Genomic DNA, 18054 nt, shown 5'->3' on the forward strand with positions numbered 1-18054 from the left:
CAGCACCGCCGTCCTCGCAGCGATCGCCTCGTTCTTCGTCTTCGTCTTGCTTGGCATACATGCTCCTGGTCGTCATGCTATGCCTCGCACACAAAATTACTGACAGGCTCTCACGTACGCAAATTGCTTGAGGTGGATGGATGTATCCGCCGCTGCGCCAACTCTTCGAGGTGCGCCGACAGACGGTTGATCCAGACACGGCGCTGCTTGTCGTACGTGTGCAGGTTGTAGATCCCCTTTACCCCCTCCTGCATGTGTCCCAACATCGCCTCGCCCACGTCGTCAGGGCACTCCAGCGACGTGAGGAAGGTGCGAGAGGTACGCCGAAGATCATGCGGTGACCAGTGAGTGACCTGCAGGCGTGGCCGAGCATGCTCCGGCCGCGTCTTGCTGTACGGCTGGTGGTAGTGCACCGCCGTCTGGATCGTCTTCTGCAACACGTGGCCACCTACCCCTGGCGACGGAAACAAGTAGCCGTCGTGCACCTCCATCCGCCGGCGGATGACATCGAGCGCCCTACCCACCAGCGGCACACGGAAGTCCGTGGCGTTCGCATGCCGCGCGTTCTTCGTCTTCACCTTCGGCACTGTCCACCACCAACCGTCCTTCTCCTTCGAGATCTCGCTGGATTCCATCGCCATGATCTCGGCGCCTCGCGCGAGCGTCCACAGGTAGACCGTCAGCGCGTCCTCGATCAAGCGGGGAAAGTTCGGCAGCCAGGCGATGAGCGCACCGGCCTCTGCCGCACTGAGTGCACGCTTCGAGGTACCGATCGACTCGCCGGAGATCTTTTTGCCCTTCGAGCGCAGCCGCCCGCGCATGATCTGGCGCCACCAGTTCGGAGTGCTCTCCGGGATCCGCCCGGCGTCGAGCGCGTAGTCCCACGCAGCGCCCAGCTCGGCCCGCAGCTTCGCAGCCTGCACTGGGATGTGCTGCAGCGCCTCCAGCAGGTCGAAGCATTGCCGCCTGGTCAGCGTGGAGGCCGACTCTGCTTCCAGCGGGCCGAGCATCGTGTCGAACATGCGCCGCACTTCGATCGCCCCTTTGGGCTTGCGGGCTCGGTCGACGTGGCCCGCCAGGTAGTCGTCGCACAGGAGGCGCACCGTATACCCGCGCTCCTGCTGCTCCTGTTTCGCTGCCACGCGGGCCGTCCGCTCGGCCTCCCGCGCTTGGCGCTTCGACAGCGCGGGATCGCCGCCCGCATCGCGCTCCTCGCGCAAACGCTCCCACTCGGCCGCAGCCGCCGGAAACGACATCGCTGGCCACCGCCCCAGGCCGACTTGGCGCATCCGCGTGTCGACCGGACTGCGGTACCGATAGGTCCAAGCGCGTCGGGTTTGAGTGGCTTCGAGACGAAGGCCTGGGCAGCCGTCGATGGTAAGGTGCGCGCCTGGCTGAAGTGCCTTGGCTGCGCGGGCGTCGAACTGCATTGCGCTCCCTGCAAGCGTAGGTTTTCTGGAAGACCGGGCCACAGCCCAGCGTAGGTTTCGATTTTAGAAGTTCGCAAACCTACGCAGAACGCCCAAGTTCCCCCAAGTTTTCATACGCGCTGAAAAGTCCATCGTGAGCATGTCATCCGACAAAAATACTCAGCAATTCAACGACTTAGCGGAAGAATCGGCCGCCAGCCGGGCTCCCGCGCCAGCCCCCATTACGGCCCATACCCCAATGATGCAGCAGTACCTGCGCATCAAGGCCGAGCACCCCGACACGCTCGTCTTCTACCGGATGGGCGACTTCTACGAGCTGTTCTACGACGACGCCCGCCGCGCCAACAAGCTGCTCGACATCACGCTGACCAGCCGCGGCCAGAGCGGCGGCGAGCCGGTCGTGATGGCCGGCGTGCCCTTCCATGCCGTCGAAAGCTACCTCGCCAAGCTGATCAAGCTCGGCGAGGCCGTCGCGATCGCCGAGCAGGTCGGCGACGTCGCCACCGCCAAGGGCCCGGTCGAACGCAAGGTGGTGCGCGTCGTCACCCCCGGCACCGTCACCGACACCGAGCTGCTCGCCGACAAGCGCGACGCGCTGCTGCTCGCCGTCTCGCAGCGAACCCACCGCGGCATCACCGGCTACGGCCTGGCCTGGCTCGGCCTCAGCAGCGGCCAGCTCGGCCTGACCGAATGCAGCGAGCGCGAACTGCCCGGCTGGCTCGCCCGCCTGAACGCCGCCGAGGTGCTGGTCGACCGCGACCAGGTGCCCGCCGTCATCGCGCAGGCCCGCCACGCGATCACCCATCGCCCCGGCTGGCAGTTCGACACCGCGCTCGGCCTGCGCAAGCTGTGCGAGCAGCTGCGCGTCGCGAGCCTCGCCGGCTTCAACGCGCAGGAACTCGGCACCGCGCAAGCCGCCGCCGCCGCGCTGCTGAGCTACGCAGAGCACACCCAGGGCCAGGCGCTGGCCCACGTGCGCGCACTGCAGGTCGAGCGCAGCGGCGACCTGCTCGAGCTGCCGCCCACCACGCTGCGCAACCTCGAACTCACGCAGACGCTGCGCGGCGACGACACGCCCACGCTGCTGTCGCTGCTCGACACCTGCCGCACCGGCATGGGCAGCCGCGCGCTGCGCCACTGGCTCACGCACCCGCTGCGCGAACGCACCGTGGCATCGCAACGCCATGACGCGCTCGACGTGCTGATCGAACACGGCGTCGAACCGCTGCGCGAAACGCTGCGCGGCATCAGCGACGTCGAACGCATCACCGCCCGCGTCGCGCTGCGCCAGGTGCGCCCGCGCGAACTCACCGGCCTGCGCGCCACGCTCCAGGCCCTGCCCGCGCTGCGCGAACGCGTGCCGCGCCAGGCGTTGCTGCTCGAGATGCTGGCCGAGGCGCTGACCCCGTCGCCCGAGATCGAAGCCCTGCTGCGCAGCGCGATCGCCGACGAACCGTCGGTGATGCTGCGCGACGGCGGCGTGATCGCGCGCGGCTTCGACGCGCCGCTCGACGAGCTGCGCGACATCAGCCAGAACTGCGACGCCTTCCTGCTCGACCTCGAAGCCCGCGAACGCACCCGCACCGGCATCGCCAACCTGCGCGTGCAATACAACAAGGTGCACGGCTTCTACATCGAGGTCACGCAAGGCCAGGCGAGCAAGGTGCCGATGGACTACCAGCGCCGCCAGACGCTGAAGAACGCCGAGCGCTTCATCACACCCGAGCTGAAGGCCTTCGAGGACAAGGCCCTGTCGGCGCAGGAGCGCTCGCTCGCACGCGAGAAGATGCTCTACGAGCAGGTGATCGACCAGCTGCAGCAGCACCTGGAGTCGCTGTCGGGCCTGGCCCGCGCGCTCGCCAGCCTCGATGCGCTGGCAGCACTGGCCGAGCGCGCCGACACGCTGAACTGGACCCGCCCGCAGTTCGTGCGCGAGCCCTGCATCGACATCGCGGCCGGCCGCCACCCGGTGGTCGAGGCGCGGCTGGCCGAAACCGGCGGCGGCAACTTCATGGCCAACGACTGCCGGCTCGACGCGGCCCGCAAGATGCTCGTGATCACCGGCCCGAACATGGGCGGCAAGAGCACCTTCATGCGGCAGGTCGCGCTGATCGTGCTGCTGGCGGCGATCGGCTCGTTCGTACCGGCCGACGCCTGCCGGCTCGGGCCGATCGACGCCATCCACACCCGCATCGGCGCAGCCGACGACCTGGCCAACGCGCAGTCGACCTTCATGCTCGAGATGACCGAGGCGGCCGCCATCATCCACAGCGCCGGCGAACAGTCGCTGGTGCTGATGGACGAGATCGGCCGCGGCACCTCCACCTTCGACGGCCTCGCGCTGGCCGGCGCCATCGCGAGCCACCTGCACGAGCGCAACAAGAGCTTCACGCTGTTCGCGACCCACTACTTCGAGCTGACCGAATTCCCGGTCAAGCACGACCGCGCGCTGAACGTGCACGTGTCGGCGGCCGAGAGCGGCGACGACATCGTCTTCCTGCACGACATCCAGGCCGGCCCGGCCAGCCGCAGCTACGGCGTGCAGGTCGCGCGCCTGGCCGGCATGCCCGGCACGCTGGTACGCCAGGCGCGCGCGACGCTGGAGGCGCTCGAAGCGCAGCAGCATGCCGGCAGCGCGCAGATCGACCTGTTCGCGGCGCCCGCCCCCGAAGCCGAGAAACCGGTGTCGGCCATCGAGCGGGCGCTGGCCGGCCTCAACCCCGATATGCTGTCGCCGAAGGAAGCGCTCGACGCGCTCTACCGCCTGAAGAACCTGCAGGACACCCCGTCATGACCTACTGCGTGGGCATCAAGCTCGATGCCGGCCTCGTCTTCCTGTCCGACTCGCGCACCAACGCGGGCCTGGACCAGATCAGCACCTACCGCAAGATGATGGTCTACGAGAAGACGGGCGACCGCTTCATGGTGCTGCTGTCGGCCGGCAACCTGTCGATCTCGCAGTCGGTGCGCGAGATCCTGCAGGTCGAGAAGCTCGACAACGGCGACGAACCGCCGATCACCATCTGGAACGCCACCAGCATGTTCGACGCCGCCCGGGTGCTCGGCAGCGCAGTGCGCCGCGTCTACGACCAGGACGGCCCGTCGCTGAAGCAGGCCGGCGTCGACTTCAACGCCTCGATGATCCTCGGCGGCCAGATCAACGGCGAGGCGATGCGGCTCTTCCTGGTGTATTCGGCCGGCAACTTCATCGAGGCCACTCGGGAAACCTGCTACTTCCAGGTCGGCGAATCGAAGTACGGCAAGCCGGTGCTCGACCGCATGATCACCCCGCACACCGCGCTCGACGAGGCCGCCAAGTGCGCGCTGGTGTCGATGGACTCGACGCTGAAATCCAACCTGTCGGTCGGCCTGCCGCTGGACCTGCTGGTCTACGAGGCCAACACCTTCCAGTCGCAGCAGATGGTCTGCATCGACGAGCGCAACCCGTACTTCGCGATGATCCGCAGCACCTGGGGCCAGCGGCTGCGCCAGGTGTTCGAATCGATCGACGACCCGCAGTGGGACGGCAGCGCCGCCGAGCACCCGCTGTGCGTGCCGTCGGACCGCTACGAGCCGATGCGCAAGATCACGCACCCCGGAGAGAAGATCGTCTGATGAGGGGCGCGTGATCGCCACCGCCGGCCGCATCGTCTTCTCGCACGCGAACAGCTTCCCGGCCGGCACCTACCGGCAGTTGTTCGAGGCGTGGCGCGCCGCCGGCCACGAGGTGCATGCGATCGAGAAGCTCGGCCACGACGAGCACTTCCGCGTCACCAACAACTGGCCGCTGCTGCGCAACCAGTTGATCGCGTTCATCGAGCCGCACGCCGCGACCGGGCCGGTCTGGCTGGTCGGGCATTCGCTCGGCGGATTCCTCAGCGTGCTGGCAGCGTCGAAGCGGCCCGACTTGGTGCGCGGCGTGGTGCTGATGGATTCGCCGCTGATCGGCGGGCTGCTGGCGCGCACGCTGCAGGTGGCCAAGGCGACCGGCATCGGCGAGCGCTTCTCGCCGGGCAACGTGTCGAAGCGCCGCCGCCAGCACTGGCCGAGCGCCGAAGCGGCGTTCGCGCACTTCGCGGCCAAGCCGGCCTTCGCGCGCTGGGCGCCCGGCGTGCTGCGCGACTACATCGCCGCCGGCATCGAGCCGTCCGGCCACGGCCACTCGCTGAGCTTCCGGCGCGAGATCGAGACGCAGATCTACTACACGCTGCCGCACCACATCCCGCGGCTGCTGGTGCGCCGCCCGCTGGGCTGCCCGATGGCCTTCATCGGCGGCACGCAGTCGACCGAGGTGCGCCAGGTCGGCATGAAGGCCACCGAGCGCTTCACGCAGGGCCGCATCTCGTGGATCGAGGGCTCGCACCTGTTCCCCTTCGAACAGCCGGGGCAAGCCGCGGCCGAGGTGCTGCGCTGGCTGGGGGAGTTCGAGCGGCGGTCCGAAACTACGCGCCTATAATCGCGCTTTACCACCACGGCATTCGTCGACAAGGCGAATGCTGACCCTGCAATGACCAAGTTCGTCTTTGTCACCGGCGGTGTGGTGTCCTCGCTGGGCAAGGGCATCGCGGCTGCATCACTTGCAGCGATTCTCGAATCGCGCGGCCTCAAGGTCACCCTCATCAAGCTGGATCCGTACCTCAACGTCGATCCGGGCACCATGTCCCCCTTCCAGCACGGCGAGGTGTACGTCACCGACGACGGCGCCGAAACCGACCTGGACCTCGGCCACTACGAGCGCTTCATCACGACGCGCATGAAGAAGGCCAACAACTTCACCACCGGCCAGATCTACAAGAGCGTGCTCGAGAAAGAGCGCCGCGGCGACTACCTCGGCAAGACGGTGCAGGTGATCCCGCACGTCACCAACGAGATCCAGGAATTCATCAAGCGCGGCGCGGCCTTCGGCACCGAGCAGGCGGTCGACGTGGCCATCGTCGAGGTCGGCGGCACCGTCGGCGACATCGAATCGCTGCCCTTCCTCGAAGCCGCGCGTCAGATGAGCCTGCGCATGGGCCCGAACAACACCGCGTTCGTGCACCTGACCTACGTGCCGTGGATCGCCGCCGCCGGCGAGCTGAAGACCAAGCCCACCCAGCACACCGTGCAGAAGCTGCGCGAGATCGGCATCCAGGCCGATGCGCTGCTGTGCCGCGCCGACCGTCGCATCCCCGACGAAGAGCGCGAGAAGATCTCGCTGTTCACCAACGTGCCTGAATGGGGCGTGATCTCGGTGTGGGATGCCGACACCATCTACAAGGTGCCGCGCATGCTGCACGAGCAGGGCCTCGACGGCCTGATCTGCGACAAGCTGCGCATCAACACCCCGCCGGCCAACCTGAAGCGCTGGGATGCGCTGGTCGACGAGGTCGAGCACCCGAAGCGCGAAGTCACGATCGCGATGTGCGGCAAGTACACCGACCTGTCCGATTCGTACAAGTCGCTGAACGAAGCGCTGCGCCATGCCGGCATCCACAACCATGCCCGCGTCAACATCGAGTACGTCGATTCCGAGACGCTGACGACCGACAACGTCGCCCAGCTGGCGCGCTACGACGCGATCCTGGTGCCCGGCGGCTTCGGCAAGCGTGGCGTCGAAGGCAAGATCCTCACCGCCCAGTTCGCCCGCGAGCACAAGCTGCCTTACCTCGGCATCTGCCTGGGCATGCAGGTCGCGACGATCGAGATCGCGCGCCACAAGGCGGGCCTGGCCAACGCCAACAGCACCGAGTTCGATCCCGATACGCCGAACCCGGTGATCGCGCTGATCGACGAATGGCAGGACGCCGACGGCTCCATCCAGACCCGCGACGCGAACTCCGACCTCGGCGGCACGATGCGCCTGGGCGCGCAGAGCTCCGACGTGATGCCCGGCACGCTGGCGCACGAGATCTACGGCGACGTCGTCAACGAGCGCCACCGCCACCGCTACGAGGCCAACGTCAACTACCTCGACCAGTTGCGCGAGGCCGGCCTGGTGATCTCGGCGCTGACGCAGCGCGAGAAGCTGACCGAGATCGTCGAGCTGCCGCGCACGGTGCATCCGTGGTTCATGGGCGTGCAGTTCCACCCGGAGTTCAAGTCGACGCCGTGGGAAGGCCACCCGCTGTTCCGCTCCTACATCCAGGCCGCGCTCGCGCACCAGACCGCCCGCAGCGAGCAGCCGCAACCCGAGAAGGCCGCGGCATGAAGCTCTGTGGATTCGACGTCGGCCTCGACAAGCCCTTCTTCCTGATCGCCGGCCCCTGCGTCGTCGAGACCGAGCAGTTGCAGCTCGACGTCGCCGGCCAGCTGAAGGAAATGACGGCCGCGCTCGGCATCCCGTTCATCTTCAAGTCGAGCTACGACAAGGCCAACCGCTCGTCGGGCACCTCGTTCCGCGGCCCGGGCATGGAGCGCGGGCTCGAGATCCTGGCCAAGGTCCGGCGCGAGATCGGTGTGCCGGTGCTGACCGACGTGCACAGCACCGAAGAGATCGAACACGTGGCCTCGGTCGTCGACGTGCTGCAGACGCCGGCCTTCCTGTGCCGCCAGACCGATTTCATCCGCGCGGTGGCGCAGTCGGGCAAGCCGGTCAACATCAAGAAGGGCCAGTTCCTCGCGCCCGGCGACATGAAGAACGTCATCGAAAAGGCCCGCGCCGCCGCGCGCGACAAGGGCCTGCCGGAAGACAGCTTCATGGCCTGCGAGCGTGGCGCGAGCTTCGGCTACAACAACCTCGTCAGCGACATGCGGTCGCTGGCCATCATGCGCGACACGAAGGCCCCGGTGGTCTTCGATGCCACCCATTCGGTGCAGCTGCCCGGCGGCCAGGGCACGAGCTCCGGCGGCCAGCGCGAGTTCGTGCCGGTGCTGGCGCGCGCGGCCATTGCGGTCGGTGTCGCGGGCGTCTTCATGGAGACGCACCCGAACCCGGCCGAGGCGCTGAGCGATGGCCCGAACGCGGTGCCGCTGAAGCGCATGAAAGAGTTGCTGTCCACGCTGGTGGAACTCGACCGCATCACGAAGAAGAACGGCTTTCTCGAAGCCGATTTCAACTGACCGCCAGAATCACCGTAGCAGTTGATCAATTAGCAGTTGTCGAAACCCTGAAGGAAGACTGAATGAGTGCCATTGTTGACATCGTCGGCCGCGAGATCCTCGACAGCCGCGGCAACCCGACCGTCGAATGCGACGTGCTGCTGGAATCCGGCGTGATGGGCCGCGCTGCGGTGCCCTCGGGCGCGTCCACCGGCTCGCGCGAGGCGATCGAGCTGCGCGACGGCGACAAGAACCGCTACCTCGGCAAGGGCGTGCTGAAGGCCGTCGAGCATGTGAACACCGAGATCAGCGAAGCGGTGCTCGGCCTCGATGCGTCGGAGCAGGCCTTCCTCGACCGCACGCTGATCGACCTGGACGGCACCGAGAACAAGAGCCGGCTGGGCGCGAACGCGACGCTGGCGGTCTCGATGGCGGTGGCGCGCGCCGCGGCCGAAGAAAGCGGCCTGCCGCTGTACCGCTACTTCGGCGGCTCGGGCGCGATGCAGATGCCGGTGCCGATGATGAACGTCATCAACGGCGGCGCGCACGCGAACAACAGCCTCGACCTGCAGGAGCTGATGATCATCCCGGTCGGCGCCCCGAGCTTCCGCGAAGCGATGCGCTATGGCGCCGAGGTGTTCCACGCGCTGAAGAAGATCATCAACGACAAGGGCATGAGCACCGCGGTCGGCGACGAAGGCGGCTTCGCGCCCAGCGTCGCGAGCCACGAGGCGGCGATCCAGCTGATCCTGCAGGCGATCGACAAGGCCGGCTTCGTCGCCGGCGAGCAGATCGCGCTCGGCCTCGACTGCGCCGCCAGCGAGTTCTACAAGGACGGCAAGTACGTGCTGAGCGCCGAAGGCCTGACGCTGAGCGCGCCCGAGTGGACCGACATCCTCGCGACCTGGGTCGACAAGTACCCGATCATCAGCATCGAAGACGGCATGGCCGAAGGCGACTGGGACGGCTGGAAGCACATCACCGAGCGCCTGACGACCAAGGTGCAGCTGGTGGGCGACGACCTGTTCGTCACCAACACCAAGATCCTGAAGGAAGGCATCGACAAGCGCATCGCGAACTCGATCCTGATCAAGATCAACCAGATCGGCACGCTGACCGAAACCTTCGCCGCGATCGAGATGGCCAAGCGCGCCAACTACACCGCGGTGATCAGCCACCGTTCGGGCGAGACCGAAGACTCGACCATCGCCGACATCGCGGTGGGCACCAATGCCGGCCAGATCAAGACCGGTTCGCTGAGCCGCTCGGACCGCATGGCGAAGTACAACCAGCTGCTGCGCATCGAAGAAGACCTGGGCGACGTCGCGAGCTACCCCGGCCGCGCCGCCTTCTACAACCTGCGCTGATCCGCTGCCGCTGTTCTCGACGTGCGCCTCGTCACCCTCGGCCTCATCGCGCTGCTGCTGCTCGTCCATGCCGAACTCTGGTTCGGCAAGGGCGGCGTGCCGCGCGTGATGGAGCTGCAGGCCAAGCTGGAGCAGAAGAAGGGCGAGAACGACGCGGCGCGCACGCGCAACGAGCGCCTGGTCGCCGAGGTCAGCGACCTGAAGGAAGGCCTGGAGATGGTCGAGGAGAAGGCGCGCTTCGAGCTCGGCATGGTCAAGCCGGACGAGATCTACGTCCAGGTGTCGACCGCCAGACGTCCCTGACATGACCGACCTGCTGCAGGGGATGCAGCCGCTGTTCGCCCAGGCTTTCACGCTGTGGGGCTCGCCGGTCAGCTGGGTCGAGGCGATCGCCTTCGTGCTGGCGATCGCGATGGTGGTCTGCAACATCCGCGTCAATCCGCTCGGCTGGCCACTGGCCATCGTCAGCTCGCTGCTGTACGTCGCGCTGTTCCGGGACAGCAAGCTGTACGGCGATGCCAGCCTGCAGGTGTTCTTCGCGGCGATCGCCGGCTGGGGCTGGTGGCAATGGCTGCGCGGCACGCAGCACGACGGCCGCGCGCTGCAGGTGCGTTCGATGGGCCCGCGCGGGCGGCTGGTGGTGATCGCCGCGACGCTCGCGCTGTGGCCGGCGCTGGGCTGGTTCCTGAAGCATCACACCGACACCGACGTGCCCTGGTGGGACGCCTTCCCCACCGCGGCGAGCGTCGTCGGGCAATGGCTGCTCGGTCGCAAGTACGTCGAGAACTGGCCGACCTGGGTGGTCGTGAACACCGTCAGCGTCGGGCTGTTCGCCTACAAGGGGCTGTGGTTGACGGCCGTGCTGTACGCGATCTTCGTCGGCATGTCGTTCGCCGGCTGGCGGGCATGGCGGCGGGTGGAACGGGCCGCATGAGCCGCATCATCGCGATCGTCGGTGCCGAGAGCACCGGCAAGACGACGCTGGCCGGCGAGCTGCAGGCCTCGTTGCAGCGCGACGGGCATTCGGTCGCGCTGGTCGGCGAATACCTGCGCGAATTCTGCGAGCGGCACGCGCGCACGCCGCGCGTCGACGAACAGGCGGCCATCGCGCGCGAGCAGTCGCAGCGCATTGCACGCGCCGCCGAGGCGAACGAGATCGTGATCGCCGACACCACCGCACTGATGATCGCGGTCTACAGCGAGCAGGTGTTCGGCGATCGCAGCCTGTACGACAGCGCGATCGAGGCGCAGCGCGGCTGCACGCTGACGCTGCTGACGGCGCTCGACATCCCGTGGCAGGCCGACGGCCTGCAGCGCGACGGGCCGCAGGTGCGCGAGCCGGTCACGGCGCTGGTGCGTGCCGCACTCGGGCGTGGCGGCATCGGCTATTCGGTGGTGGCCGGCACCGGGCCGTCGCGGCTGTCGCACGCGCTGCTGGCGGTGCGGCATGCGCTGCTGGCGCCGTCGCTGCTCGACGAGGCCCGCGCGAACCCACGCTGGCAGTGGGTCTGCGAGCGCTGCGGCGATGCGGAGTGCGAGCGGCACCTGCTGCCGCGCTGACCTTCCCGGCTCAGGTCATCGTCCCGGCGATCACGACGACGACGATCACGACGCCGATCGTCAGGTTCACCGCCACCCAGTCGCGGATCGCCTTCAGCGCGGCGCCGGCCGCCGGCCAGTCCTGCGCGGCGCTCGCGCGCTGCACGCGCTTGAACAGCGCGAAGCGGATGTGCCCGAAGATCGCGACCATCAGCAGCCCGAGCCCGGCCATCACGCTCCATTCGAGCGGCATGTTGAACGGCCCGCCGGTCGCCTTGGTCGTCGTCGCGACCCGGCCCACCATCCAGCCGCCGCTCAGCACGGTGAGCAACGCGACCCACAGCACGATCGCGAAGAAGCGCTGCAGCACCGCCTGCATCAGCGGCACGCGCTCCGCCGGCGGCAGGTGCGCCGCACCCGGCCGCAGGCAGAACAGCGTGAAGAACATGCCACCCAGCCAGACGATCACCGACAGGAAGTGCAGCGTCTTGAGGCTGGCGTAGAGCATCGCGGACGTCCTTTGAAGTTAGTTCAGCGTCGTGCTGCCGGGCGGCTGGTCGCGCGCGATCGTGAAGAGCTCGCCGACGTCGACCGCATCGAAGTGGTACTTCAGGCCGCAGAAATCGCAGCCCACCTCGACCCGCCCCTGCTCGGCGACCACGCCGTCGACCTCGTCGCGGCCCAGGCCCTTCAGCATCGCGCCGACGCGCTCGCGCGAGCAGGTGCACGCGAAATGCGGCCCCAGCTCGCCGGTCATCGGCGGGAAGCGGCGCACCGACTCTTCCCAGAACAGCCGGCGCAGCACGGTCTCGGCGTCGAGCGTCAGCAGTTCGTCGGCGGTGAGCGTCGAGGCCAGGTGCGAGATGCGGTTGTAGCCCTCGTCCAGCCCGATGTCGTCTTCATTGCGGCGCCCGCCGAGGTTGCCTTCTCCTTCGACCGGCAGGCGCTGGATCAGCAGCCCGGCCGCGACTTGGTCGTTGGCCGCAAGGATCAGGCGCGTGTCGAGCTGCTCCGACTGCAGCATGTAGTGCTCCAGCACGTCGGCCAGCTTGTGCAGCGGCTCGCCGCGGTCGCCATGCAGCGCGACCACGCCCTGGTAGGGCTGCTGGCCGGGGCCGCGCGGCTTCGGGTCGAGCGTGATCGCGCAGCGGCCCTTGCCGGCGGCGTTGACCATCGCGTCGAGCCGGGCGTCGGGGGCGACCTCGCCGACCACCTTGGCGGTGACGCGGAACGCCAGGTCGGACTGCACCTCGGCCACCGCGAGCTTGACCGGCCCGTCGCCGAAGATCTGCATCACCAGCGCGCCTTCGAACTTGATGTTCGACTGCATCAGTACCGCCGCGGCCGACATCTCGCCGAGCAGCGCCCGCACCGCGGGCGGGAACGCATCGGACGACTCGACGCGCCGGCGCAGGATCTCGACCCACGAATCGGTCAGCCGCACCAGCATGCCGCGCACCGGCAGGCCTTCGAACAGGAACTTGTGGAGCTCGCTCATCAGGTGATTTCTTTCAGGCCCGCGCGGTAGCGCCGGGCGTTCTCGACATAGTGGGCAGCGCTCTTTTCGAGCCCCTGCATCTGCTCGGGCGACAACTGCCGCACCACGCGGGCCGGCGTGCCGAGGATCAGCGAGCCATCGGGGAAGCTCTGGCCTTCGGTGACCAGCGCACCGGCGCCGACCAGGCAGTGGCTGCCGATCTTCGCGCCGTTCAGCACCACGGCCTGGATCCCGATCAGCGAATGATCGCCGATCGTGCAGCCGTGCAGCATCGCCTGGTGACCGACGGTCACGTTCTCGCCGACCGACACCGGGAAGCCCGCATCGGCATGCACGACGCTGTTGTCCTGGATGTTGCTGCCGCGGCCGATCGCGATGCGCTCGGTGTCGCCGCGGACCACGACGCCGAACCAGACGCTCGCGTCGTCGCCCAGGCTCACGTTGCCGATCACGCGGGCGCTGTCGGCCACCCAGGCCGACGCAGCGATGTCGGGAGACAGCTCCCCCAGTTGGTAGACGGCCATGGCAAGCGCCCGAAATGCAGAGCCTATGATTCTAGGGATGAACCCGCGACAGCGCGCCCTGGAGGTCTTGAGCCTTCGCGACCCGGCCGAGAAGGCCGCGGCGGCGCGTGCGCTGTTCGAGCAGCTCGACGCGGCACGGATCGATCCCGACGAAGCCATCGCGGTGCCCGCGGACCTGCCCGGCCGCCCCGAGCGCCCGCGTCTGGTGCCACCGAAAGAGGTCGCGATGCGCTCGGCCTTCACGCCCGAGGGCCGCGCCGCGTTGTTGCATGCGATCGCGCACATCGAGTTCAACGCGATCAACCTGGCGCTCGATGCGGCCTTCCGGTTCGCCGGCATGCCGGTGGCCTTCTATGCCGACTGGCTGCGCGTCGCGAGCGAAGAGGCGCTGCACTTCTCGCTGCTGCGCGAGCACCTGCGCAGCGGGGGCCGCGACTACGGCGACTTCGACGCCCACGACGGCCTGTGGCTGATGACGCAGCGCACCGCGGGCGACGTGGTCGCGCGCATGGCGCTGGTGCCGCGCACGCTGGAGGCGCGCGGGCTCGACGCGACGCCGCCGCTGCAGGCCAAGTTCCGCAAGGCCGGCGACGAGCGCACGGTCGAGATCCTCGACGTGATCCTGCGCGACGAGATCGGCCACGTCGCGATCGGCAACCACTGGTACCGCTGGTTGTGCCGGCGCGACGGGCTCGACCCGATCGCGCACTATGCGGTGCTGGTGCGGCAGTACGAAGCCCCGCGGCTGCGCCCGCCGTTCAACCGCGAGGCGCGCGAGGCGGCGGGGTTCAGCGCGGAGGAGCTGGCGTACCTGAGCGACCCGTGAAAAGCATTGCGAAAGGCAGCCCTGCTAAACTAGTCATCCAACTGGTCAGAAGGAGTTGTCATGAGAGCTTGGCCTGTTCAGGATGCGAAGGCACGGTTCAGCGAATTTCTGGATGCATGCCTCACGGATGGACCGCAAATGGTGACGCGGCGTGGCGCTGAAGCAGCCGTCCTCATTCCTGCCGAGGAGTGGAAACGGTTGCAGTCGATGGCACGCCCCTCACTCAAGGAACTGCTGCTGTCGGATCTGGGACGCACGGAGTCGCTGGTACCGCCACGCACGGCGGCTCGCAGGCGGCGCATCGAACCCTTGGGCTGAAGCGGCATGTACCTCATCGACACCAACGTCATCTCCGAACTTCGCCGGCCGCGCCCTCACGGCGCGGTGCTCGCATGGATCGAATCTGCGGCCGACATCGACTTGCACATTTCCGCGGTGAGCCTCGGCGAAATTCAGGCTGGCATCGAGATCACTCGGGATCAGGATGCGTCCAAGGCAGCGGAGATCGAACGGTGGGCCGATCTGATCGCCACCTCTTACACCGTTCTGCCGATGGATGCAGATACGTTCCGCATCTGGGCGCGGCTGATGCACCACCGCTCCGACACGCTGTATGAAGACGCGATGATTGCAGCGACGGCCCTTCGCCATCGTTTGACCGTGGTCACGCGCAACGTCGCTGACTTCGCGGACTTCGGCGTCGAACTCTTCAATCCCTTTGAGGCACGCCGGAGCCGATCCTGAACGATCGCGGCTCGGCCACGAACCACCGCTTCAACCCGAGGAAGTGCTTCTCGAACAGGTGGTACGACACCATCGCGAGGGCCAGCGTGACGAGCGTGCCGGCCGCGATGTAGCCTACCGCGACTGCCACACCGGCGTGCTCGTACAGCCCGAGCGCCTGCAGCAGCGGCTTGCCGGCCAGGTCGTGCAGCGGCTTGTGGAAGATGTACATCGCATAGCTGTAGCGACCCAGCAGGCGCAACGGCGCGGCCCTCAGCCAGCCGACCCAGCCTCGTGCCGCCACTGCATCGCCCGCCGCAGCGGCCACCACCCCGAGCGCGAACACCAGCGCCAGCACGCTGTAGCCGAGTGTCTGCCCGAGCACCGAGGTGCGCGGGTAGCCGCGCGTCGCGACGAAGCCGACGGCCGCGAGCACCAGCGCCGCGGCGATCAAGCGCTGGCGCAGCGCGATCGCCCGCGCCGGCGCGCCCGGCAGCTGCAGCCACGCCGCCGCGGCGCCGCCGATCGCCAGCGCATCCAGCCGCGTCACGGTGAACGAGTACACCGGGTCCGGCCCGAGCCCGGCCACCAGCATGCCGATGCGCACGCCGAGGATCGCCAGCGCGATCGCGCCGCACCAGCGCAGCACCTGAGCGGCCGAACGGCGATGCACCAGCAGCGGCCACAGCAGGTAGAACTGCTCCTCCACGGCAAGCGACCAGAAATGAGGGAACGCATGCGACGCGCTGCCGTAGGGCGCGGTCCAGTTCGACAGGTACAGCCACAGCCACGCCTGCTGCGGCCGGTCGGCCTCCCAGCGCGCCGGCATCGCGCCCAGCGCCGGCAGCACGATGAACGCGATCGCGAGCGTCGCGTAGTACAGCGGAAAGATGCGCAGCAGGCGCCGCCCGAAGAAGGCGGCGTAGTAGTTCGGCGCATCCTGCGTCTGCAGCAGGATGCGGGTGATCAGGAACCCGCTCAGCACGAAGAACAGCTGCACGCCGATCCAGCCGAGGTCGAACGCGAGTTCGAACACCCGCCCGACCAGGTCCGGCGGCCCTTCGAGGATCTGGAAGTTGTGGCACAGCACCAGCGCGATGGCCAGGCCGCGCACGCCGTCGAGCGCGGGAAGGTGCTGCGGAATGCGTGCAGCAGGAGAGGAATTCATGGGAACGTTCCGGGGGCGAGGCCGTTTGTAGCATCGGGCTGCGCGGCGCGACACCCCGTATCCACGGGCCGCGGCGGTCGGGGCAACCCCGCGACCGACCCGCCCGGAAACCGGTTTCGGCCGGCTTACACTCCACCGGCCCGCGACTTGCTATGGCTCGCGGACCCAACAATCCCGTTCTCACACAGACCACCCCAGGGGTATCCATGACCGCATTGACCACCCGTCGCTTCCTGCAGACAGCCGGCCTGGCCGTCGCCGGCCTGCTGCTCGCCGCCTGCAGCAAGCAGGAACCCACCGCCGCCGCGCCAGCCGCCTCGGCACCGGCCGTCGTCGCTTCCGCACCGGCACCGGCGCCTGCCAAGGTCTACGCCGTCGGCACCGACGCCGCGTACGCACCGTTCGAATCGCAGAACGAGAAGGGCGAGATCGTCGGCTTCGACATCGACGTCGTCACCGCCATCGCGAAGAAGGCCGGCATCGAGGTGAAGTTCACCAACACGCCGTGGGAAGGCATCTTCAACACGCTCGGCCAGGGCGACCGCGACCTGCTGGTCTCGGCGATCACGATCACCGACGAGCGCAAGCAGACGATGGACTTCGCCGGCCCGTACTTCGACGCGCAGCAGCTGATCGCGGTCAAGAAGACCTCGAAGATCTCGAAGTTCGACGACCTGAAGAAGCTGAAGGTCGGCGTGCAGACCGGCACCACCGGCGACGAAGTCGTCAGCAAGCTGCAGGGCAAGACCAGCACCAACATCAAGCGCTTCGAGTCGACCCCGCTCGCGCTGAAGGAGCTGGAAGCCGGCGGCGTCGACGCGGTCGTGGCCGACAACGGCGTGGTCATCAACTACGTCGCCAACAACGCCGACAGCAAGTTCAAGACGGTCGCCGACAAGGCCTTCGCGCCCGAGCAGTACGGCATCGCGGTCAAGAAGGGCAACGCCGAGCTGCTCGATAAGCTGAACAAGGGCCTGGCCGACATCAAGGCCGACGGCACCTACGACCAGATCTACGCGAAGTACTTCGGCGCGCCGGCAGCCGCCGCGCCGGCCGCTTCGGCAGCGTCGAAGTAAAGCCGCACCGAGCCGGTCATGGACTTGCGCTGGAGCATTCTGGCCGGCTACGGCCCGCTCTTCCTGTCGGGCCTGTGGAACACGATCCTGCTGACGCTGATCGCGATCGGCGCCGGGCTGCTGCTCGGCGTCCTGCTCGGCCTGGTCAGCAGCTCGCGTGACGCGCCGCCCCCGAAATCGCTGCCGGCGCGCTGGTTCCTGACTGCGCTGCGCTCGGTCACGCTGGCCTACGTGACCTTCTTCCGCGGCACGCCGCTGTTCGTGCAGATCCTGCTGGTGCATTTCGCGCTGATGCCGGCGCTGATCCACCCGGATGGCGGCCTGCTGCTCAGCGGCGAGGCCGCGCGCGAGTTCCGCCAGCAGCACGGGGCGTTCTTCTCCGGCGCCCTCGCGCTGACGCTGAACGCCGGCGCCTACATCTCCGAGATCTTCCGCGCCGGCATCCAGAGCATCCACCTCGGGCAGACCCAGGCCGCCTACAGCCTGGGCCTGACGCATCCGCAGGCGATGCGCTTCATCGTGCTGCCGCAGGCCTTCCGCCGCATGATGCCGGCGCTGGTCAACGAGGGCATCACGCTGATCAAGGACTCGTCGCTGGTGTCGGCGATCGGCCTGGCCGAACTGGCACTGGCCGCCCGCACCGTGGCCGGCACCTACTCCCGCTACTGGGAGCCCTACCTCGCGATCTCGGCGCTGTACCTGGTGCTGACGCTGCTGCTGTCGATGCTGGCCAAGCGCCTCGAAGCTCCCGCTCACTTGCGCGGTCGCTGAACCCCGCGGCGTCCGCCGCGGACAGATGTCGTTTGGTCACAACATTTCTGGCAAGGTTTCGCGCATTCGTGTAGACGCTTTTCGCCATCGAAGCCTCCCCCGCATAACATTTGCG

At 67.9% G+C, this 18054-nt stretch carries 19 protein-coding genes; 14 read left to right on the forward strand and 5 right to left on the reverse strand.

What is annotated here, in order from left to right; translation table 11 throughout:
* Nucleotides 1-110 precede the first annotated feature (110 nt).
* Nucleotides 111-1430, reverse strand: coding sequence for a site-specific integrase (locus ASC98_RS06615; RefSeq protein WP_056819810.1), 1320 nt, complete (start codon nucleotides 1428-1430; stop codon nucleotides 111-113).
* A 238-nt stretch (nucleotides 1431-1668) separates the two neighbouring features.
* On the opposite strand from ASC98_RS06615, the gene mutS reads away from it, so the two are divergent.
* From mutS to ASC98_RS06660, 9 genes are all read left to right on the forward strand, one after another.
* Nucleotides 1669-4224 (forward strand): DNA mismatch repair protein MutS, encoded by a 2556-nt coding sequence (gene mutS / locus ASC98_RS06620; protein WP_056806387.1) that lies wholly within the window; start codon nucleotides 1669-1671, stop codon nucleotides 4222-4224.
* On the forward strand, nucleotides 4221-5045 hold the full coding sequence (locus ASC98_RS06625) for a proteasome-type protease (protein ID WP_056806392.1): 825 nt from the start codon (nucleotides 4221-4223) through the stop codon (nucleotides 5043-5045). The genes mutS and ASC98_RS06625 overlap by 4 nt, the downstream gene beginning before the upstream one ends.
* A 13-nt stretch (nucleotides 5046-5058) precedes the next feature.
* Nucleotides 5059-5886, forward strand: coding sequence for an alpha/beta fold hydrolase (locus tag ASC98_RS06630; protein ID WP_056806654.1), 828 nt, complete (start codon nucleotides 5059-5061; stop codon nucleotides 5884-5886).
* Between the two features lie 51 nt (nucleotides 5887-5937).
* Nucleotides 5938-7617, forward strand: a complete 1680-nt coding sequence (locus ASC98_RS06635) for a CTP synthase (RefSeq protein ID WP_056806397.1) — start codon at nucleotides 5938-5940, stop codon at nucleotides 7615-7617.
* Nucleotides 7614-8468, forward strand: coding sequence for a 3-deoxy-8-phosphooctulonate synthase (gene kdsA, locus ASC98_RS06640; RefSeq protein ID WP_056806400.1), 855 nt, complete (start codon nucleotides 7614-7616; stop codon nucleotides 8466-8468). The genes ASC98_RS06635 and kdsA overlap by 4 nt, the downstream gene beginning before the upstream one ends.
* Before the next feature lie 62 nt (nucleotides 8469-8530).
* Nucleotides 8531-9814, forward strand: a complete 1284-nt coding sequence (eno, locus tag ASC98_RS06645) for a phosphopyruvate hydratase (RefSeq protein WP_056806403.1) — start codon at nucleotides 8531-8533, stop codon at nucleotides 9812-9814.
* A 21-nt stretch (nucleotides 9815-9835) separates the two neighbouring features.
* Nucleotides 9836-10117: a cell division protein FtsB gene (ftsB, locus tag ASC98_RS06650; protein WP_056806406.1), complete on the forward strand. Its 282-nt coding sequence runs from the start codon at nucleotides 9836-9838 to the stop codon at nucleotides 10115-10117.
* A gap of 1 nt (nucleotide 10118) precedes the next feature.
* Nucleotides 10119-10748, forward strand: a complete 630-nt coding sequence (pnuC, locus tag ASC98_RS06655) for a nicotinamide riboside transporter PnuC (RefSeq protein ID WP_235581191.1) — start codon at nucleotides 10119-10121, stop codon at nucleotides 10746-10748.
* Nucleotides 10745-11374 carry an AAA family ATPase gene (locus tag ASC98_RS06660; protein WP_056806659.1) on the forward strand — a complete coding sequence of 210 codons (630 nt, stop codon included), beginning with the start codon at nucleotides 10745-10747 and terminating at the stop codon, nucleotides 11372-11374. Before pnuC ends, ASC98_RS06660 begins: the two co-directional genes overlap by 4 nt.
* 10 nt (nucleotides 11375-11384) lie before the next feature.
* On the opposite strand, the gene ASC98_RS06665 is transcribed toward ASC98_RS06660, so the two are convergent.
* Genes ASC98_RS06665 through ASC98_RS06675 form a run of 3 tightly spaced genes read right to left on the reverse strand, consistent with a single transcriptional unit; the run spans nucleotide 11385 to nucleotide 13375 of the window.
* On the reverse strand, nucleotides 11385-11861 hold the full coding sequence (locus ASC98_RS06665; RefSeq protein WP_056806410.1) for a CopD family protein: 477 nt from the start codon (nucleotides 11859-11861) through the stop codon (nucleotides 11385-11387).
* 18 nt (nucleotides 11862-11879) lie between these two features.
* Entirely contained in the window at nucleotides 11880-12851 is a 972-nt protein-coding gene (locus ASC98_RS06670; protein WP_056806413.1) for an Hsp33 family molecular chaperone HslO, read from the reverse strand.
* A complete protein-coding gene (locus tag ASC98_RS06675; RefSeq protein WP_056806416.1) occupies nucleotides 12851-13375 on the reverse strand; it encodes a gamma carbonic anhydrase family protein in 525 nt (174 codons plus the stop codon). The genes ASC98_RS06670 and ASC98_RS06675 overlap by 1 nt, the downstream gene beginning before the upstream one ends.
* A 37-nt stretch (nucleotides 13376-13412) precedes the next feature.
* Here ASC98_RS06675 and ASC98_RS06680 point away from each other — a divergent pair, with 37 nt between their 5' ends.
* The 3 genes from ASC98_RS06680 to ASC98_RS06685 are packed head-to-tail and all read left to right on the forward strand — an operon-like array spanning nucleotide 13413 to nucleotide 14945.
* On the forward strand, nucleotides 13413-14201 hold the full coding sequence (locus ASC98_RS06680) for a ferritin-like domain-containing protein (RefSeq protein WP_056806419.1): 789 nt from the start codon (nucleotides 13413-13415) through the stop codon (nucleotides 14199-14201).
* Nucleotides 14202-14261: 60 nt separating this feature from the next.
* Entirely contained in the window at nucleotides 14262-14519 is a 258-nt protein-coding gene (locus ASC98_RS29320; protein ID WP_082542026.1) for a type II toxin-antitoxin system Phd/YefM family antitoxin, read from the forward strand.
* Nucleotides 14520-14525: 6 nt separating this feature from the next.
* Nucleotides 14526-14945 (forward strand): type II toxin-antitoxin system VapC family toxin, encoded by a 420-nt coding sequence (locus ASC98_RS06685; RefSeq protein ID WP_056806422.1) that lies wholly within the window; start codon nucleotides 14526-14528, stop codon nucleotides 14943-14945.
* Here the strand turns inward: ASC98_RS06685 and ASC98_RS06690 are convergent.
* Nucleotides 14911-16092: an acyltransferase gene (locus ASC98_RS06690; protein WP_082542025.1), complete on the reverse strand. Its 1182-nt coding sequence runs from the start codon at nucleotides 16090-16092 to the stop codon at nucleotides 14911-14913. The two genes, ASC98_RS06685 and ASC98_RS06690, sit on opposite strands and share 35 nt — an antisense overlap.
* A 206-nt stretch (nucleotides 16093-16298) precedes the next feature.
* Between ASC98_RS06690 and ASC98_RS06695 the strand changes: the two genes are divergently transcribed.
* Both ASC98_RS06695 and ASC98_RS06700 read left to right on the forward strand, forming a co-directional pair.
* Nucleotides 16299-17168, forward strand: a complete 870-nt coding sequence (locus ASC98_RS06695) for a basic amino acid ABC transporter substrate-binding protein (protein WP_056806429.1) — start codon at nucleotides 16299-16301, stop codon at nucleotides 17166-17168.
* 18 nt (nucleotides 17169-17186) lie between these two features.
* On the forward strand, nucleotides 17187-17939 hold the full coding sequence (locus ASC98_RS06700; protein WP_056806432.1) for an amino acid ABC transporter permease: 753 nt from the start codon (nucleotides 17187-17189) through the stop codon (nucleotides 17937-17939).
* Nucleotides 17940-18054: the final 115 nt, after the last annotated feature.

Origin of the sequence: Rhizobacter sp. Root1238 (assembly GCF_001425825.1) — a bacterium.
Classification (GTDB): domain Bacteria; phylum Pseudomonadota; class Gammaproteobacteria; order Burkholderiales; family Burkholderiaceae_C; genus Rhizobacter.

What these genes read in the sequence shown, in the direction of transcription:
- ASC98_RS06615 (WP_056819810.1), bottom strand. Translation starts at nt 1,430, where the DNA reads ATGCAGTTCGACGCCCGCGCAGCCAAGGCACTTCAGCCAGGCGCGCAC.
- mutS (WP_056806387.1), top strand. Translation starts at nt 1,669, where the DNA reads ATGATGCAGCAGTACCTGCGCATCAAGGCCGAGCACCCCGACACGCTC.
- ASC98_RS06625 (WP_056806392.1), top strand. Translation starts at nt 4,221, where the DNA reads ATGACCTACTGCGTGGGCATCAAGCTCGATGCCGGCCTCGTCTTCCTG.
- ASC98_RS06635 (WP_056806397.1), top strand. Translation starts at nt 5,938, where the DNA reads ATGACCAAGTTCGTCTTTGTCACCGGCGGTGTGGTGTCCTCGCTGGGC.
- kdsA (WP_056806400.1), top strand. Translation starts at nt 7,614, where the DNA reads ATGAAGCTCTGTGGATTCGACGTCGGCCTCGACAAGCCCTTCTTCCTG.
- eno (WP_056806403.1), top strand. Translation starts at nt 8,531, where the DNA reads ATGAGTGCCATTGTTGACATCGTCGGCCGCGAGATCCTCGACAGCCGC.
- pnuC (WP_235581191.1), top strand. Translation starts at nt 10,119, where the DNA reads ATGACCGACCTGCTGCAGGGGATGCAGCCGCTGTTCGCCCAGGCTTTC.
- ASC98_RS06660 (WP_056806659.1), top strand. Translation starts at nt 10,745, where the DNA reads ATGAGCCGCATCATCGCGATCGTCGGTGCCGAGAGCACCGGCAAGACG.
- ASC98_RS06665 (WP_056806410.1), bottom strand. Translation starts at nt 11,861, where the DNA reads ATGCTCTACGCCAGCCTCAAGACGCTGCACTTCCTGTCGGTGATCGTC.
- ASC98_RS06670 (WP_056806413.1), bottom strand. Translation starts at nt 12,851, where the DNA reads ATGAGCGAGCTCCACAAGTTCCTGTTCGAAGGCCTGCCGGTGCGCGGC.
- ASC98_RS06675 (WP_056806416.1), bottom strand. Translation starts at nt 13,375, where the DNA reads ATGGCCGTCTACCAACTGGGGGAGCTGTCTCCCGACATCGCTGCGTCG.
- ASC98_RS06680 (WP_056806419.1), top strand. Translation starts at nt 13,413, where the DNA reads ATGAACCCGCGACAGCGCGCCCTGGAGGTCTTGAGCCTTCGCGACCCG.
- ASC98_RS29320 (WP_082542026.1), top strand. Translation starts at nt 14,262, where the DNA reads ATGAGAGCTTGGCCTGTTCAGGATGCGAAGGCACGGTTCAGCGAATTT.
- ASC98_RS06685 (WP_056806422.1), top strand. Translation starts at nt 14,526, where the DNA reads ATGTACCTCATCGACACCAACGTCATCTCCGAACTTCGCCGGCCGCGC.
- ASC98_RS06690 (WP_082542025.1), bottom strand. Translation starts at nt 16,092, where the DNA reads ATGAATTCCTCTCCTGCTGCACGCATTCCGCAGCACCTTCCCGCGCTC.
- ASC98_RS06695 (WP_056806429.1), top strand. Translation starts at nt 16,299, where the DNA reads ATGACCGCATTGACCACCCGTCGCTTCCTGCAGACAGCCGGCCTGGCC.
- ASC98_RS06700 (WP_056806432.1), top strand. Translation starts at nt 17,187, where the DNA reads ATGGACTTGCGCTGGAGCATTCTGGCCGGCTACGGCCCGCTCTTCCTG.